This is a genomic window from Caballeronia sp. SBC1 (genome assembly GCF_011493005.1).
In the GTDB taxonomy this organism is placed as follows: domain Bacteria; phylum Pseudomonadota; class Gammaproteobacteria; order Burkholderiales; family Burkholderiaceae; genus Caballeronia.
Map to the genome: position 1 here is coordinate 417,239 of NZ_CP049159.1, position 17,652 is coordinate 434,890.

Genomic DNA, 17,652 nt, shown 5'->3' on the forward strand with positions numbered 1-17,652 from the left:
CAGCATCGATGCGCTCGACGGCACAACACGACGCTTCTTGCCGCTTGCCCTGTCACCAACCCCTAGTGCGGTCGCCGCCAGCAACCGTGGGCAAATGTAGTGGCGACAGGCCGATGGCGATTGCATTGCTCGTCGAGCACGAAAATCAGGCAATGTGCGTGGCGCTGCGGTTTATATAATCCGGTGTAGGGAAAAAATTTTGAGCGGATCACCATGCGAAAACTCACCCCCGCCGGCCAGCAATTGATCGAAGAAGTCGCCCAGCGGCATGGATGCAGCACAGATGCCGCAATGAGCATGCTGGAGTCTGTGATTCGCGGTAACGGCAGCATGGCTCAATTCGATCATCCCGAATTTGGTGGTTCCGGCCAATGGATGCAGGGTGGCATGACCATGGTCTCCGACATGTTCAACAACCACCTGAAAAGCCAAGTGCAGGCGCTCTGTTCCGAGCTCTCCCGGCTGATAGCAAATCAGCCCGACCTGATTCGCAGCGGCAGCTTCCAGTCGCAGAGCCAGGGCAGTCAGCCGCAGCGCAATGACGGCACCGGCCAGCAACACCAGCAGCGCGCCAGTTACGGCGGCAGCACGCAGCAGCAGACCGCGACCGGACCGGTGAGCCTGTTTGTTCCGGCGCCCCCCGGCACCTCTGGCGACTGGTGGCCCGCTGATCTGGGACGCCCCAACAGCACCGGCGCGCAAAATGACGTCCGCTATGCCTTCTTTGCAGAGCCCCGGCGCTTGGCGATCGAAGTGAACGGCAGGATGACTGTGTACGATACGCTCGCTCACCAGATCAGCGGCTTCTCACAGCAGCAGTCCAGCGGCGCGTCCCTGACATTTTCTAGCCAGCACGGCTTGGTTGCCGTCGCCAGCCTCCCCGTTGTGTCGGCCGGAGGGGTTCCGCAGGCCGCGTCGTCGCCGGTGCAGGAGAAGCTCGTCAGCACTCATTCGGGCACCCGCGAGGCAGACGTGTTCGCCACCATAGAAAAGCTCGCCCAACTGCACGCGAAGGGAATTCTCAGCGATGAGGAGTTTGCCGCCAAGAAGGCGGAGCTGCTCAACCGTTTGTGAGCGTCCCGCCGTCGCGCAGCGCGATTCGGCTTCGCAAGTCGGGGATACGCGCGAAGTGCTGGCACGCATGCGCGCCGTGATGCGTCGTGATGCGCAACCGTTGCAAGTGCCGATCACGCACGGCAAACATCCGCGTGCTTATCGTTTTGCCGGCTGGGTGCTCAACCTCAATACCCGACGCCTGAGCACGCCGGACGAGACTCTTCTGCCGCCACGCCCTCGCAGTGATGGCACGCCGTGGAGAGCGCGGCGGATCTGGAGTCACGGAACGCAAAAGCTATGTAAGCACCGTGGTAGCTGCTACCGAGGAAATGGGTGGAGACCGTACTTAAATGGCAAAGCCCTTCGACTGCCTTCATGCGCCCAATCAATCCGCTCCCTTGCTTACTTTAAAGTCGTGAAAGCAACCGTTCACAGACAACCGCTTCAGGCGGTCGCCTCGGTCGGTTCTGACATCGTCACGCAGTTCTTTACGCTCGGACGCTCTTGCATCCTTGCGTACCAAGCTTGAAGAGCCTCGCACTCCGCCGGCACCGTCAGTTCCACGAGCCCCGCAAAGATCAAACCGCCTATGACCGTGATGTCGGCCATCGAGAAGACGTCACCGGCGACGAACGGCTGTGTTTTTAGAATGGCATCGAAATAGTGCATACCCCTGAGGGCTTTGTCGCGTTGACGGAACCCCCACTCGGCGTTCTGATAAAGCTCGACGTGGGCTCCAAGCCCCGGTGTGCCGTGATGGAAATAAACGCTAATGGCATCGAGCAGCTCCAATTCGGCGCGCTTGCTCATCATGTGGATGACGCCCTTTTCGCGCGGTGTCCTGCCGGTGAGCGTTGGAGCGCCATCAAGCGCGTCAAGGTATTCGGTAATGGCCGTGCATTCGGCAATGAAGGTTCCGTCGTCGAGTTCGAGCACCGGCAGCGTACCTGAGTAGTTCTTCGCGAGGAACTCGGCCTTCTTGTGCTCGCCTTTCCAAAGATCGACCGACACAAACTGGACGCGCGATTGCAGGTTCTTCTCGGCCAAAGCAATACGTACCCGAGCCGGATAAGGGCCAGTATGCCAATCGTAAATCTTCATCATGGCCAGTTTGGTTGCGTCGAATTTGATGTTGTCGGAACTCATTGTTTGCCTTTCTACAGTTGGTTGCATCGGAATAGATACCGTCAGGACCGTAGCGACAATACCTACCGCCCACTTGGTAGGGATTGCTGTTAAAAAGGCTACCGTCCACTTGGTAGGTTTAGTCTAGAAGCTATAATGTTGCCCGTCAACACCCATTTTTTCTTTTCGAGGGGCGGCAGCAGTGAAAAATGAAGTGAGCTCAAACTCCAGGGAGAACATCCTGGCAGCCGCCAAGAGGGTCGCGCAGGCGCGTGGCTATGGCGGGTTGAATTTTCGTGACCTCGCGGAAGATGTCGGCATCAAGGCCCCGAGCATGTACCACCACTTCCCAAGCAAGGCCGATCTGGGCGCAGCGGTAGCGAGGCGCTATTGGGAGGACTCAGCGGCTACTCTGGACGCACTGTTAGCCGGATCCTCGGATCCGATCCAGTGCCTGCGCCAGTATCCTGATACGTTTCGCAAGGCACTTCAGAATGATAATCGCATGTGCCTGTGCAGCTTCATGGCCGCCGAATATGATGACCTGCCAGAAGCGGTGAAGAAGGAGGTCCAGACCTTTGCTGATGTGAATGTTGCGTGGCTGAGCAAAGTTCTGTCCGCCGCAGCGGTGGTCAGTTCCGAGGAGAGTGAACCGCGGGCTCGCGCCATTTTCGCCGCCGTCGCTGGCGCTCAGCTCATGGCGAGGAGCCGCTCGGATATCTCGCTCTATGACTCAGTAATTGAGAGTTATCGCGTGGCTGGTCTCCTACCGGCCTAGCCGCGCAATCAACGCCCGCCTCAAATATCCGTTCGATTTGGAGTACGGTCGTCAGTCGGAGAAAGGCCTTAACGGCGGTACGGTCGGGGCCGTGAATGGCTACTAGCGGGCTTCTCCGACCTCGGAACGACGACCGTAACCTAAACCCACGCGAAGCGGTATGGCGTACGATTGCCGGGACAACCGCAAGGCGATTTTCAATCGCGGCGTGACGCCCAACATCAACCCTAACTCGCGCGGGCGCAAAACACCGAAGCAAGGTCGCAAGCCGCTGTTGGTCTTTACCTGGGAGGACACGGTTGCCCGCTGCCTCGCTTCGATCGCCTCAGTCACCTGCACTACGCATGCAAGACCCTTGCTTGCACGATGATCAGCCTGCGGCACTTCTGTCGCGAATAGTCTTTACAGTCATGGCCGTAACCGATGGTGCCGGGCGCCGAGCGGCCGCACGCCTGTCTCATGCATCTGAAAATAGAATTTTAATCAGCATAACCAATCATCACTTTCCGAAAAGAGCACATCTACGGAAAGCGATCATCACCTTCGCGATGCTTTCGAAGCATCGCCACCGGCACTAAACGGCATTGGATAACACTATTTTGTACGCTGACAGTGTAGATGGACACACAAGGCATCTCTTGCCCAATCGTGATTCAATTCTTGATCGCCTCGATGGATAGAGGGAAACAGCGTTCCGCTAGATGGCCGCCAGGTAGAGGCCACCCATGGGGATGGAGGGTTCCGTTCGTGATCGGCCTGCTCATCGCCCCGGTTGGCTTCTGGATCCGCAATCACCTCAACGAACCAGAAGCGATTGCCGTGTCATCGCACGCCCCGGTAACCACGAAAATATCGATGGTACAGGCGCTCCGCGAGCACCGAAAAGCATTGATTTCCAGTTCGCTCCTGACCGCCTCTGCGACGATCGCTTTGCACATCCTCGTCATCTATATGCCTACGTTCGCCAACCGCAGCCTGGGCATTCCGCTCGACAACGCGTTCGCATCCCAGTGCATCGACGTCTTCCCTGCAGCGCCCGCTGTGCAACTCCATGAACCGATTCCATATGATCACGCGCATATTGGCATCCACCACGAAGACCCCGACATTGACGAGGTGGGCAATAGCGATCACGAGTAAGTCTGTTTAATTGCGGTCCATGCAAAAAACCCGATGGGCGGGCGTCACCGCCCGGTATCTGCTTAACAGCACGACCGTCGCCGGTCCACATCGGGGGTTTCCACCGTGCATCGTCTACTACGCGACCCTGCTAAATGAATGCGTGCCGATGTCCAATGTCCACCAGCAACTTTGGCCACTCGGTAACACTGGCGTCGTCATGTACCACTTCTAGCTCTATCAATAGCGCCATGATTTCTTGATCGTATGCGTTGACGTTCGATGCGTAGAGCATTTGCAACAGGGCGCCGTCGCTTGCGTGCTGGTAGTACGAAATTCCGATGCCTTCAATGTCTGGACAATAAATCCCGTCGCTGATCAACGAGCCTATGGCACATCTGCGTCCGTCTTCGCACCGCAGCCGACAGGAGCCATTGTCATCCTCCGACACGGCGCGCTGCGTGAGGAGATGCGCACTTACGCGCTCGTAGATTTCTTGTTTGGAGAACATATGAGTCGCTCAGGCGGCCGATTTGAGAAGTTCAGCCGACAAGTCGAATTGACGGGCAATAGAGGCCAGACGATCACGCCATTCCCACGTCCCGAACGCATCGTGGACATTTTGCAAGCAGCTCAGCAAATCGACGGTGCGAGCGTCGTACACATTGATACGTGAGCGAAGCAGTGCGCGGGCAAGTGCCGCGACGCCCGCGACCATGTAGAACGGCACGGTGTGACTGTCGGCTCTCAGATAACGTACCGGCACACCTTCCATAGCGCTAGTGTGATCCTGCGGCCTGATAAAGCTGCCGACTGGGCAGCCGCCGCAACTTCCTCGATACGCGCCGCTGCCAAGCGGCAGGAGTGCAGCGCGACCCTGGCGCAAGAGATGATCCACCGATTTGTCGAAGATTTCTTGGTGCGTGTGGAAATTTATGGCTTTCATGGTCGCCCCCCCAGCGCGGAGTAGTGATTGCGTGCATCCTTATAAGGGATATCGGCGTCTTTATCCTGCTCTGTATCGCTACTAACCCGAGATCCCGCGTCGGTGGCCGGCCGCCAAGCTCGGTTACACAAAGCAGCGTGCGGAACAGATCGACTATCGCGATGCGTATTTCTCCGCCCCCCGCCAAACGACTCGTGTGCTGGCCCGGCTGACACTTCGTCAGGTTCGCTGCAACGCTTCACCGACAACACGCACTCCTTCCGCCATCTGATCAAAATGATCGATTCGATCGTTTTAGGGTTAACATTGATCTATTAGGTCATTTTTGATCTTATAATGACCGTATCGATCAATGCATGACCGACTTCTGATCGATGAGATCGCGACGCTTTGAACATCAAGAAGCGCCAGAGGCGCTCAAAAAAACTAACGGAGAACACATGCAGATGAAGCGTTCCATGCAAGTCCTGGCCACTCTGGGAGCAGTCGGCGCGTCGCAATTGGCAGCTACATGCGCTCACGCCCAGAGTTCGGTCACGCTCTATGGCTTGATCGACACCTCGCTTGTTTACTCGAACAATCAGAAAGGTAGCGCCAACTACCAGATGTCGAGCGGAACGCTTTCCGGAAGCCGTTGGGGCCTGAGAGGACAAGAGGATCTGGGCGGGGGCATGCAGGCGTTGTTTGTCCTGGAAAACGGCTTCAGCAGCACAGCCGGCACGCTCGGCCAGAACGGCCGCGAGTTTGGGCGGGCTGCGTATGTCGGCCTTGGAACCCCATTCGGCAAGTTCACGGCCGGCCGTCAAAACGAAGCTTCTGCCGACTTCCTCGGTACGCTCGTTGCGTCCAACCAGTGGGCCGGTGGCCTCGGCGCGCACCCGGGTAATACAGACAACCTCTATGTCAACGCCCGTATCAGCAACAGCGTCAAATATGTCAGCAACGACTACGCGGGTTTTCGCTTCAGCGGCCTTTACAGCTTCGGCGGCACGGCCGGCAACTTTGGCAATAACCGCGTCTGGAGCCTGGGCGCGACCTATGTGAACGGCCCGTTCGTCGTAGCGGCTTCGTACCTGAACGCCGCGCAGCCCAATACGTCGCTCTACGACGGCACCGCCGGGACCGCCGCGATTTCGCCGAACAACACGCCGATCTACTCAGGCTACACGTCGGCGCGTAACTTGCAGGTGGCGGGTCTCGGCGGCGCTTATACGCTGGGCGCGGCCACCTTCGGAGTGGTGTACTCGAACTCGAAGTACAGGGATCTGGGAACGGCTGCGGGCACGCTGCCGGTCACGCGCTTTCTCGGCGACACAGCCACCTTCGACAACGTCGAAGCCAACTTCCGCTATCAACTCACGACTCCCTTGTTGCTCGGGGTCTCCTACAACTACACCCGTAGCCACGGCGCGGGCGAAGCGCACTACAACCAGGTCAATTTGGGCGCAGACTATTTCCTGTCGAAGCGCACTGACGTGTACCTGAGCACCGGCTGGCAGCAGGCGAGCGGCACGGACTCGACGGGCCACGCAGCAACGGCCGCTTTTTGGCCGCTTACGGCATCGAGCAATTCGCATCAGGTCGTGGCTGCGCTCGGCTTGCGCCACAAATTCTGAATGTTTAACTCGCGGCGCGTGCGGGTCTTCCCTGCGCGCACCGCTTCAAATACCAGGACGGCCCCTCGCGTGCCGTTCGCTTAAAGCTTAGCGGAGCCCAAGCATGCCAGTTTCGTTCAAAGGGATCATCCCTGCCCTTATTACACCGATGACCTCATCCGAAGCCGTCGACGAAGACGGGTTGCGCGCACTGATCGAACGTTTGATCGAAGCCGGCGTGCATGCGCTTTTCGTGCTTGGCACGAATGGCGAATTCATCGCGCTGAGCGAAGCGGAAAAGCTTGAAATCGCGCGAATCGCCGTGGACCAGGCACGCTCGCGAGTGCCGGTGATTGCGGGCACCGGCGCCTACGCCACCCGCGACGTCATCGCGCTGAACCGCAAGATGCAGGATCTCGGCGTGGACGCTGCGTCGGTGATCACGCCGTACTTCAACGGCGCGACGCAAGCGGAACTCTTCACGCACTACGCGAAGATTGCGGAAGCCACAACGCTTCCCATCATGCTTTACACGATTCCGGCCAAGGCGGGTGTGACGCTCAATGTGGACACCGTTCGCCGTCTTGCCGATATTCCCAACATTCGCGGCATCAAGGACAGCGGCGGCGACTTTGATCGTCTGCTGCAACTGATCAACCTGCGCCGTGACGACTTCGCCGTTTTCACCGGCACCGACTCCATGATCCTCTGGACGCTGATTGCGGGCGGAGACGGTGCGGTTGCCGCGACCACCAACGCTGTGCCCGATGTCGTCATGTCGATCTGGAACAACTTCCAGGCGGGAGATATAGCGAGTGCTCGCCGTGCCCAGGAATCCCTGCGCGCGCTGCGTGATGCGTTTGCGCTCGGCACAATGCCCGTGGTGCTCAAGACCGCGGCCGAGATGCTCGGCATGCCGGCCGGCCCCGCGCGCGCGCCCGCACAACCGCTCGACGAGAAAACCCGCGAGCGTCTTTTCGAAGCGCTCGCGATCTATCGCGGCGCGGCCAACACGAAGTAGTGGAAACGAGATCAACCTCAATGAGCAATCCTTATCATTTTCAGACCGTCAAACACATCGTGCATGGGGCCGGCAGCCTGAACCTGTTGCCCGAAAAACTTGCCCTGCTCGATACACCCATCAAGCGTATCGCACTCATCACGCAGCCGGCGATCGAAGCGCTTGGCGTGATCGAGCAGGTCGTGGCAGGCCTCGCCGCGAAGGATGTTGAAGTACTGGTCGTGCGCGGTGTTGAACCGGAGCCGACTATTGGCAATGTTGAAGCCGTGTTCCGTGATCAGATCGCGCCGTTTGCACCGCAAGCCGTCCTCTCGATCGGCGGCGGCAGTGTGCTCGATGCCGCCAAGCTCTTCGCGGTGCGCCTGACCAACGACCAGCCGCTGCGCGAATGGCTCGGCATTGACCTCATCCGCAACCCCGGTGTGCCGATGATCCTTGTGCCCACCACCGCTGGCACAGGCTCCGAAGTGACACCGAACGCCATTGTCACGTTGCCTGACGAAGAGCTGAAAGTGGGTATCGTGAGCCGTCACCTGCTGCCCCAGATCGTGATCCTCGATGCCTCGTTGACCCTCGGGTTGCCCAAGGCGATCACTGCCGCGACGGGCATGGACGCGTTCGTTCACTCGCTCGAGTCGTACATCTCGACAAAGGCCAACCCCATTAGCGACATGTTCGCAATGGAGTCAATGAGGCTGATTGGCACAAACATTGTGGAGGCGTACGAGCACGGCGATTCGATCAAGGCTCGCGAAGCCATGATGCTCGGTTCAATGTACGGCGGACTCGCGCTGACGGCGGCCGGCACCGCTGCCGTCCATGCTCTGGCCTACCCGCTCGGCGGCATGTTCAACATCACCCACGGCGTTGCCAACGCCATGCTGCTCCCGCACGTGATGGCGTTCAACCTGGACGCCATCGTTGAACGTCTCGCCACGGTGGCCCGGGCACTCGATCTGAGTGGACCGGCCGACAGCGCGGATACCGCCGCGCAAAAACTGATCGACCAGATTGTCGCGTGGACGGCGGCCGTGGATATTCCGCAGGATCTGCGCGTCTTCGGTGTGTCGGAGGAACATCTGGATGCGCTCGCGGTAGCGGCATCGAAGGTCAAGCGGCTGCTGGGGAACAATCCCAAGGCGCTGAGTCTTGACGACATGAAGGCGATTTATCGCAGGCTGCTGCCATGACGCACACAAGCGCCGACGGACCCAAGCTGCTGATTTTCGGCGACGACCTGTCGGGCACCGCCGATTGCGCGGTCACGGGTGCAAGCCTTGGGCTCGAGAGCGTTGTGATGTTCGATGCCCACATGGCGCGCACGCTGCCGGAGGGCATCGACGTGCTGGCGATCGACCTCGACTGCCGGCGCAGTGCGCCCGAGGTTGCCGCCCGCGCCAACGCCGACGCGTGGCAAGCGCTCAGGCAACCGGGTCGTCGCTTATACAAGAAGATCGATTCAACGTTGCGCGGCAACTTCGCAGCCGAAGTCGCGGCGCTTGTGCCCCTGGCCGGTATGGCGATCGTGGCCCCGGCGTTCCCCGCAGCGGGGCGCACAACGCGCGATGCCCGCCAGTGGCTTCATGGCGCAGCAGTAGAGAGCAGCGAAGTGTGGCGCAACGAAGGTATCGCGGGCCGCGCGGATCTTGCCGCGATGCTCGCACAACAGGACCTGCGAGTGGGATTGCTCACGCTCGACGCGGTTCGCGGCGATCCATCCACCCTCGCCGCGCAGATCAGCGCAGCCCGCGCGGACGGCATGCAGGTATTAGTGTGCGACAGCGAAACCAACGACGACCTGCGCCGCGTCGCACGCGCTTCAGCATCGCTCGATGGCGTTTTCTGGGTCGGCTCGGCGGGGCTTGCGCGAGATCTCATGGCCGCGCTCGAACTGACGGCCGCAGGAGGACGGACGCACGCGCCATCCCTGGTTTGTTCGCCGGTGCTGACCGTTGTCGGCAGCATGTCGAGTATTTCTCATTCGCAGGTTGCCATGCTTAAGGCCGTGGCCGGCAACGCGATGCTCTCGCTGGAACTCACTACCGAATCATTGCGCCGCGAGCAACCTGAGCTGACCGCGGTAGTCATTGAAGCTTTGAGCCAAGGCCGCGACGTGATCGTCTCGCTGAAGCAAGACGACCGCGCGCACCTCGCTGACGGGCTGCTGTTCTGCCAGCGCCTCGCGGCCTTGCTCGCGCCGGCCGTGCCGCACGCGGCGAGCGTGATCGCAACCGGCGGCGAAACCGCGCGGACGTTGCTGGCCGCAGCCGGCATCAGTGCGCTGCGTGTTGTCGATGAAATTGAAAGCGGCGTGCCCTTGCTGCATGCAGCGCATGCCGGCCGGACCCTGCACGTCATCACCAAGGCGGGCGGTTTCGGCACACCCGGCACTCTTACTTCAGCCTGGCGACGGCTCGCCGGCGGTCCCCGCGCTGACGCGCGGCCATCTCATCAAGGAACTACCGCAATGACCTATCGTCCTGTTATTGGCATCACCATGGGCGATGCCGCCGGCGTCGGCCCGGAAATCATCATGAAGAGCCTCGCGCATGAGTCGGTCTATGCACAGTGCCGGCCGCTCGTGATAGGCGACTCAGCGCGCCTGCGCGACGCCGCAAGGCGCTCCGGCGTCTCGCTCGACGTGCGCTCGATCGAGCGCCCGGCAGACGCCGAATTCCGCCACGGCGTGGTCGATTGCATCGACCTGGGGTTGATCCCCGCCGACCTGCCCTACGGCAAGCTGTCGGCCATCGCGGGCGACGCGGCATACCAGTACATCGCCCGCACCGTCGAGCTGACGTCGGCGGGCGAACTCGACGCGATCTGCACAGCGCCGCTCAACAAGGAAGCACTGCATGCGGGCGGCCATATCTTCCCCGGCCACACGGAAATGCTCGCGCACCTGACCGGCATCGACGAGGTTTCGATGATGCTCGTCGCGCCGAAGCTGCGCGTGATCCATGTGACGACTCATATCGGGCTGCTCGACGCCATTCGGCGCATTGAACCGGGACTGGTCCAGCGCACCATCGAACGTGCGCACGAAACGCTCACGCGTGCAGGCATCGGCAATCCGCGCATTGGCGTGTGCGGCATCAATCCGCACGCAGGCGAGAACGGCCTCTTTGGTTATGGCGAAGAGGAAGAAAAGATCATGCCGGCAATCGCGATACTGCAGGCTCGCGGCTGGAACGTGGAGGGGCCGCTCCCCGCAGACACGCTTTTCTTCCGTGCCGGGCGCGGCGACTTCGACGTCGTCGTCGCGATGTACCACGACCAGGGCCATGGCCCGGTGAAGGTGATGGGACTGGAGGCTGGCGTGAATGTAACGGTCGGCTTGCCGGTCATCCGCACGTCGGTCGATCACGGCACGGCATTCGACATTGCCGGCACAGGCATAGCCGATGAACGCAGCATGCTCGAAGCACTCAGGCAGGCGCAGGAACTCGCGACGCGTCTTTCGGCGCACAAGACTTCGGTCGAAGCGTCATGAACCGCTAGCCGCAGACCCCAAGTATCGGCCGACCCGGCGGAGACACGCCCGGCGGCCACCGCTACCGCTGCAGAACGGCGTCATCAAAACAGGTGGAGACACGCATGACAACTTTCAGTTACTGGGACACCGCGATCATCATCGGGATGGTCGTCCTTTATATCGTGGTGACCAGCATCATCAGCATTCGCTTGCGCAGCCGTAACTCGGAGCAGTTCATGGTTGCCTCGCGCAACATGCCCGTGTTCGTGGTGGCCATCCTGCTGATGTCGGAATTCATTGGTGCGAAATCGACCGTAGGCACCTCGCAGGAAGCCTTCAGCGCGGGTATTGCGGCGTCGTGGTCGGTGATCGCCGCGTCGATCGGCTTCCTGTTCTTCGGCCTTTTCATGGCGAAGCGTCTTTATAGTTCCGGCGAATTCACCATCTCCGGGTTCATCGCGCAGAAGTACGGCAAGGGTGCGAAGCTGATCGTCTCGGCCATCATGATCTACGCGCTTTTTCTCGTGAACGTGGGCAACTACGTGAGCGGCGCGGCGGCAATATCCACCGTGATGCGCATCAACCTGCCTACGGCCGCAATCATTACCGCAATCGTCAGTACTATTTATTTTGCTTGGGGCGGACTGAAGAGCGTTGCCTACCTGACCATTGTCCACAGCGCAGTCAAGCTGATTGGGCTGGCAATTCTGGTTGTGGTCGCATGGCGGCTGACGGGTGGCGTCGCGCCCATGGTGCAAGCCATGCCCGAGCACTATTTCACCTGGAAGGGCAGTCTGAGCCAGGGCACGATTGGCGCGTGGATCATCGGCACGGCGGGCGCGATCTTCTCCACGCAGTTCATCATCCAGGCCATCTCGGGCACCCGCAGCGCGAACGCGGCCCGCAGCTCGACGCTTGTCGCCGCGCTGTTGTGCGTACCCATTGGCGTCGCTCTTGGCTTTCTCGGCGTAGCCGCAAAGTTCCTGTTTCCGGGCATCAAGAGCCTCTACGCGCTGCCGGTCTTTCTTCAACACATGAACCCGCTACTCGCCGGGGTCGTGACGACTTCGCTGGTCGCGTCGATTTTCGTGAGCGTGAGCACGGTTGCGCTCGCCATCGCTTCGTTGATCGTAAAAGACTTCTATGTGCCGCGCTATCATCCGACCCCGGAGGTCGAATTTCGCGTGACGCGCCGGATCTCGTTCGTGGTCGGATTTCTTCCGCTGATCTTCGTGCTCTTCGTGCCGCAAATCCTTGCCCTCTCGTTCTTCACCCGCGCATTGCGGCTGACCGTCTCGGTCGTCGCCCTGATCGGAATCTACCTGCCGTTCTTCAACAGTAATCGCGGCGCCATTGCCGGCATGATCCTCGCAACCGTGGCGACCACCGTATGGTATTTGCTCGGCAATCCGTTCGGCATCGACAACATGTACGTGGCGCTGCTGACGCCAGCCGTCGTGATCGTGCTTGAAAAACTGTTGTTTCCGTCGGGGCCGTCGCTGAAGGGCTCGAAGGACACGCCGCCCGCCGAAACAAAAGGCCTCGCGCAAAACAAATCGCACTAACCCCGTATTCAGGAGAAGACCGGATGACATCCGCCCTCGTCAATGCCTCTGTCGACAGCCTCAACCCCTTACACGATGCACAAGTGCGCACAGCCTTCGCCGATGCCGACCGCCGCGAAGCGTTCCTGCCAACCGTGTGTGTGCAAAATCATGCCGCGAATCTTCATGCGCTCGCCAACGGCGACCTGCTGTGCGTGTGGTTCGGCGGCACACAGGAAGGGATCCCCGATGTATCGATCTACCTGTCGCGACTTGTCGCCGGCACCGAGACCTGGTCCGCGCCGCAAAAGCTCTCCGACGACGCCACCCGCTCCGAGCAGAACCCGGTATTGTTTAGCGCTCCTGATGGACGGCTCTGGCTCATCTATACCGCGCAGTTGTCGGGCCACCAGAATACGGCCTTGGTGCGTCGACGGATTTCGTCGGACAACGGCCTGACCTGGGGTCCTGTCGAGACGCTCTTCGAGCGGCCCGGCACGTTCGTACGTCAACCGATCGTGGTGCTGCCGGACGGCGCATGGATTTGTCCTGTGTTCCTGTGCCGCACGGAACCGGGTGAGCGATGGGTGGGCAACAATGACGTCAGCGCCGTGATGGTCTCGAACGACCACGGCGCGACCTGGAGTGAGCACCAGGTGCCGGCGAGTATTGGCTGCGTGCATATGAACGTCCAGCTGCTGCAGGATGGCACCCTTCTCGCCCTCTTTCGCAGCCGCTGGGCGGACTTTATCTATGCAAGTCGTTCACGGGATGGTCGCGTATGGAGCACGCCGCAGCCAACCGAGGTGCCGAACAACAATTCATCGATCCAGTTCGTGGCGTTGCAAAACGGCCATCTCGCACTGGTATTCAACGAGAGCGATGCCTCGCATGCCACGCAACGACGCGCCTCGCTCTATGACGACATCGAGGATTCGGAGGATAGCGGGGAGTTGCGCGAGCAGGGTTCATCGTCGGCAGGTTCGGCCTTCTGGGGCGCTCCGCGCGCGCCGCTCTCGCTGGCCATTTCCGAGGATGGCGGCAGGACCTGGGGGCGCCGCCGTAACCTCGAGATCGGCGACGGTTACTGCATGACCAACAATTCCGCTGACCAGCGCAACCGGGAATACTCCTACCCGTCCATCGTGCAGACACCGGACGGCGCGTTGCACATCGCCTTCACGTACTTCCGGCAGCGCATCAAGTACGTGAGTGTCGGGGAAGCTTGGGTGCGGGGCTAGAACAAGGCGTTCTTGTTCAAACTTACGCCGGGGCGAGGGGAGCCGGAAGCTAGCCAATAAGCGAGCCGGATAGGCTTGGGCCGAAATTGACTACACTAGGCGCTTTCGTTGCGCGCCACTTCGTTCATGGCGCGCCTGACCTCCCCTACCCAGCCCAAAGATTATCGACCATGAAAGTCGCTAAGCGCCGCGAGGCAATGCTCAATGCCGTCCTCGGTGGAATGAATGATGTCGGTACATTGTGCGAGCACTTCGGCATGTCCGAAGCAACGGTGCGGCGCGATTTGCGGGCCCTTGCGGGTGACCGGCGCATCTTGCGCACGTATGGCGGCGCGGCCGCCGTCGGCGCGCATGAACCCGAGCCTTCGCTCGACGAACGCCGCGAAAGCTGGCGTGAACAGAAAGAAGCGATCGCGCGGGCGGCGTTCGCGCATATAGAAGACGGGGACACGGTGTTCCTGGACGGCGGGACGACCACCGCGGCGCTCGCGCGCTACCTTCCGGGACGCAGTTCGGTCCACGTCGTCACGAACAATTTGCTGGTCATCGGCGCATTGGCGTCGACCACCACGAAACTCACGCTGATCGGCGGCGACGTGCGGCCGTCCAGCATGAGTACGCTCGGACCGCTCGCGCAACTTGTGCTGAGCCGGCTGAGCGTCGACAAGGCGTTCTTCGGTGCAGACGGCGTGGTCGCGACGCGGGGGCTGTGCGAGGCGACCGCGGAGCAGGCCTATCTAAAAGAGTGTGTCATTCGCCAGGCCGCAAACGTGTTTGTGCTGGTGACCGCCGACAAGATAGGCCGCGCGAGCCAGCAGCACTGGACGCCGCTCGAGCGCGACTGGACGTTGATCACAGACGCCGCCGCGCCCGCCCAGGAACTCGCAGCATTCACCTTGCGCGGCGACGTGAAGGTGCAAACCGTGACAGTTTGACCAAGCGCGGTTTTTACTCGCGTCGACGCGCCCGCTTTCCACGAGGAGCGTTTATGAACTTGCAAGGCAAACCGCGGCATGCGGTGGTGACCGGTGCGTCGTCCGGCATCGGTCAGGCCATCGTGAGGCAACTGCTGGGTGATGGCTGGCGCGTAACGGGGCTATGCCGGACGGTTGGCGCAGATGTCATCCCCGGGATGTCCATTGTGCCCGTCGATCTCGCCGACTTCGATCGGCTCGGGGCCATTGCGCAAGAACTGGAACCTGCCGATGCGCTCATTCATGCCGCCGGTTTCATGCGTACAGCGCCCCTTGGCGAATTGTCGATGGACGAAGGCGCGCAGATGTGGCGGGTCCACGTTGATGCCGCTGCATTGCTCGCTGATCGTCTCGCGCCGGCCATGCCGCAGGGCGGGCGCATTGTGCTGGTCGGCAGCCGCACCGCGAACGGCGCACCAACGCGAAGTCAGTATGCCGCGACGAAAGCAGCGCTCGTCGGCATGGCGCGTTCGTGGGCTGCGGAATTGGCGCCGCGAGGGATTACGGTCAACGTGATCGCCCCTGGCGCCACTGACACGCCGTTCCTGCGCGATCCCGGCCGCGCGAAGACCCCGCCGAAAATGCCCCCAATGGGCCGCTTCATATCGCCCGATGAAGTCGCGGCGCTCGCTGTCTTTCTGTTGAGCGACGGCGCGCACAGCATTACCGGCCAACAGATCGTGATGTGTGGAGGTGCATCGCTCTGAGCGGCATTGATGCAGATGGCGCTCAGAGCGAAATGTTGAAGGTTCAAGCCGCGAGCGTGTCCATTGATCCGTAGCCGATCAACGGGCTTACGATCAGATAGTCGTGTATCGAAAGCGCCTGAGCGCAGAGCACGGTGCATTGAGAGAAGGGCCAGGAAGCGCCCGGCGCCGCACCCTGTTGCTCACTTGCCGCCAGTGACGTCGAGGAACGTGCCGGTGATGAAGGAAGCCTCCGCGCTGGCCAGCCATAGGATCGCCCGTGCAACCTCTTCAGGTTGACCGCCTCTTCCCATGGGGATCGAGTCTTTGACGCGATCCACCCTTCCCGGCTCTCCGCCGCTGGCATGCATGTCAGTGTAGATGTGCCCAGGGCGAATGCAGTTGACGCGGATCCCCTCCCGCGCGACTTCCTTGGCGAAGCCGGTAGTAAATGTCTCAACTGCACCCTTCGACGCGGCGTAGTCGACGTATTCGTTAGGACTGCCGAGCCTGGCCGATGCCGATGAGATGTTGATCACGGAGCCGCCCCGGCCATTATGACGATACGACATGCGCTTCACCGCTTGCTGCGCACAGAGGATAGGGCCGATCGAGTTGACCGCGAAGATACGCCGCATCCGCTCGAATTCGAGATCCTCTAGCCGGGACTGCGGCGCAAGTACCGCGGCGTTGTTCACCAGTACATCGATCCGGCCGAACTCCCGGTCGATCGCGGCGAATAGCTGAGCGACCTGCTCAGGATCCGCGCTATCTGCGCGCACGGGTAAAGCTCGGCGCCCAACAGCTTCTACATCAGCGGCCACCGCGAGGGCGGCAGACTCGTTGGAGACGAAGCTGATCGCTACATCGTAACCTTGTGCGGCAGCAAGCCGCGCAGTCGCCGCGCCTACGCCACGGCTTCCGCCCGTTATCAAAATGAGCGGCGCCTGCGAGACGCGGTCTGTAGTCGTTGACATAGGGATATTCCTCGCGGAGATTTAGAATGGACGAAGAAGGCACTCAATCCAGCCTATAGAAAGCTTAGGATTGCGTGCCATCAGGGGAGCGTTCAAGAAAGGGATTTTTCCGTACGTTTTGTACGTTAAGACTTCGCCTCGGTCGTTTTCGCTGCGCGCAACGGCCGGAATCGGCGTTTGGCTAATCGCCTCACGCGAAGAGCATCAACCGGCCCAGGCGTTGATATCAAGAACCGCGGCGGCGAACGCTTCTGGTGCCTCCTGCGGAAGATTGTGACCTGCATTCGGCACGACGCGGTTCTCATGGCGGCCCGTGAAGCGCTTTGAGTTTGCTTGTCTTCCTCCCAGCGGCGCGACACCGTCCGCGTCCCCCTCGAGTGTGATAGTTGGTACGGTGATCGGCGGCATGCTGGACAAGCGGCTCTCCATATCCTCAAATTGAGGATCGCCATTGACCAGTCCGAAACGGTGCCGATACGAATGGACTACAACGTCGACGAAATCTGGATTGTCAAACGCAGCTGCCGAGCGCGCGTAGGTGTCGTCGTCGAAGCGCCAGGTCGGCGACCATAATGACCATAAGAGCCGACAGAACGCGCGCCGGTTTACGGTCAGTCCGGCCCGGCCGCGTTCGCCATGAAGATAGTATTGGTACCACATGCGATGTTCTTTTTCCGGGCTGGCTGGCCGCATGGCGGTGGCGATATTCTGGATGTTGTAGCCGTTCACCGAAACCAGTCCACGCGCTCTCGACGGGTACAGCGCGGCCACGACGCATGCTGCCCGGCCGCCCCAGTCATATCCGCCCAGCACGGCCCGTTCAATCTGAAGCGCATCGAGCAGCGATAACAGGTCTGCCCCAAGCGCCGCCTGCTGGCCCGAACGAAGTGTTGCCGGCGCTAGGAAACGCGTTGGCCCATATCCCCGAAGAAAAGGTGTAATAACGCGGGCACCCCGGGATATCAGGCGTGGCGTCACATCGTCGTATGCGTGGATATCGTAGGGGAAACCGTGTAGCAGAACGGCTGGCCATCCATTGGTTTCCCCCTGTTCGTCATACGCGATGTCAAGCAGGTCGGTTGCAATTGTTTTAAGCATGAATCCATCCTTACAGG

At 60.7% G+C, this 17,652-nt stretch carries 16 protein-coding genes and 1 pseudogene; 12 read left to right on the top strand and 5 right to left on the bottom strand.

The annotated features are described in order from the left end of the window. The first annotated feature begins 213 nt into the window (after positions 1-213). A complete protein-coding gene (locus SBC1_RS36870; protein ID WP_165107386.1) occupies positions 214-1,074 on the top strand; it encodes an SHOCT domain-containing protein in 861 nt (286 codons plus the stop codon). 49 nt (positions 1,075-1,123) lie between these two features. Next, positions 1,124-1,285, top strand: a pseudogene (locus tag SBC1_RS40325) (DNA-binding response regulator); the annotation flags it as partial. Positions 1,286-1,500: 215 nt separating this feature from the next. On the opposite strand, the gene SBC1_RS36875 reads toward SBC1_RS40325, so the two are convergent. Beyond that, positions 1,501-2,202 (bottom strand): glutathione S-transferase, encoded by a 702-nt coding sequence (locus SBC1_RS36875; RefSeq protein WP_241202528.1) that lies wholly within the window; start codon positions 2,200-2,202, stop codon positions 1,501-1,503. A gap of 181 nt (positions 2,203-2,383) precedes the next feature. On the opposite strand from SBC1_RS36875, the gene SBC1_RS36880 reads away from it, so the two are divergent. Beyond that, positions 2,384-2,959: a TetR/AcrR family transcriptional regulator gene (locus tag SBC1_RS36880; RefSeq protein WP_206366220.1), complete on the top strand. Its 576-nt coding sequence runs from the start codon at positions 2,384-2,386 to the stop codon at positions 2,957-2,959. A 747-nt stretch (positions 2,960-3,706) separates the two neighbouring features. After that, positions 3,707-4,099, top strand: coding sequence for a hypothetical protein (locus SBC1_RS36885; RefSeq protein ID WP_165107390.1), 393 nt, complete (start codon positions 3,707-3,709; stop codon positions 4,097-4,099). Between the two features lie 130 nt (positions 4,100-4,229). Here the strand turns inward: SBC1_RS36885 and SBC1_RS36890 are convergent, their stop codons facing one another. Further along, on the bottom strand, positions 4,230-4,589 hold the full coding sequence (locus SBC1_RS36890; RefSeq protein ID WP_165107394.1) for a hypothetical protein: 360 nt from the start codon (positions 4,587-4,589) through the stop codon (positions 4,230-4,232). Between the two features lie 9 nt (positions 4,590-4,598). After that, complete coding sequence (locus SBC1_RS36895; protein ID WP_165107397.1) at positions 4,599-5,024, bottom strand: hypothetical protein; 426 nt, start codon at positions 5,022-5,024, stop codon at positions 4,599-4,601. Between the two features lie 446 nt (positions 5,025-5,470). On the opposite strand from SBC1_RS36895, the gene SBC1_RS36900 reads away from it, so the two are divergent. The 8 genes from SBC1_RS36900 (at position 5,471) to SBC1_RS36935 (ending at position 15,581) form a co-directional block, all read left to right on the top strand. After that, complete coding sequence (locus tag SBC1_RS36900; RefSeq protein ID WP_165107520.1) at positions 5,471-6,640, top strand: porin; 1,170 nt, start codon at positions 5,471-5,473, stop codon at positions 6,638-6,640. Positions 6,641-6,743: 103 nt separating this feature from the next. Continuing rightward, entirely contained in the window at positions 6,744-7,640 is an 897-nt protein-coding gene (gene dapA / locus SBC1_RS36905) for a 4-hydroxy-tetrahydrodipicolinate synthase (protein ID WP_165107400.1), read from the top strand. A 20-nt stretch (positions 7,641-7,660) separates the two neighbouring features. Next, positions 7,661-8,830, top strand: a complete 1,170-nt coding sequence (locus SBC1_RS36910; protein WP_165107403.1) for an iron-containing alcohol dehydrogenase — start codon at positions 7,661-7,663, stop codon at positions 8,828-8,830. Then, positions 8,827-11,133, top strand: a complete 2,307-nt coding sequence (gene pdxA / locus SBC1_RS36915) for a 4-hydroxythreonine-4-phosphate dehydrogenase PdxA (protein ID WP_165107407.1) — start codon at positions 8,827-8,829, stop codon at positions 11,131-11,133. Before SBC1_RS36910 ends, pdxA begins: the two co-directional genes overlap by 4 nt. A gap of 104 nt (positions 11,134-11,237) precedes the next feature. After that, positions 11,238-12,680, top strand: a complete 1,443-nt coding sequence (locus SBC1_RS36920) for a sodium:solute symporter family protein (RefSeq protein WP_165107410.1) — start codon at positions 11,238-11,240, stop codon at positions 12,678-12,680. 23 nt (positions 12,681-12,703) lie between these two features. Continuing rightward, a complete protein-coding gene (locus SBC1_RS36925) occupies positions 12,704-13,900 on the top strand; it encodes an exo-alpha-sialidase (RefSeq protein ID WP_165107413.1) in 1,197 nt (398 codons plus the stop codon). Positions 13,901-14,070: 170 nt separating this feature from the next. After that, a complete protein-coding gene (locus SBC1_RS36930) occupies positions 14,071-14,835 on the top strand; it encodes a DeoR/GlpR family DNA-binding transcription regulator (protein WP_165107416.1) in 765 nt (254 codons plus the stop codon). Between the two features lie 53 nt (positions 14,836-14,888). Further along, positions 14,889-15,581, top strand: coding sequence for an SDR family NAD(P)-dependent oxidoreductase (locus SBC1_RS36935; protein ID WP_165107418.1), 693 nt, complete (start codon positions 14,889-14,891; stop codon positions 15,579-15,581). A 182-nt stretch (positions 15,582-15,763) separates the two neighbouring features. On the opposite strand, the gene SBC1_RS36940 is transcribed toward SBC1_RS36935, so the two are convergent. Continuing rightward, positions 15,764-16,537: an SDR family oxidoreductase gene (locus tag SBC1_RS36940; protein ID WP_165107420.1), complete on the bottom strand. Its 774-nt coding sequence runs from the start codon at positions 16,535-16,537 to the stop codon at positions 15,764-15,766. A gap of 204 nt (positions 16,538-16,741) precedes the next feature. Then, positions 16,742-17,635, bottom strand: a complete 894-nt coding sequence (locus SBC1_RS36945; protein ID WP_165107422.1) for an alpha/beta fold hydrolase — start codon at positions 17,633-17,635, stop codon at positions 16,742-16,744. Positions 17,636-17,652: the final 17 nt, after the last annotated feature.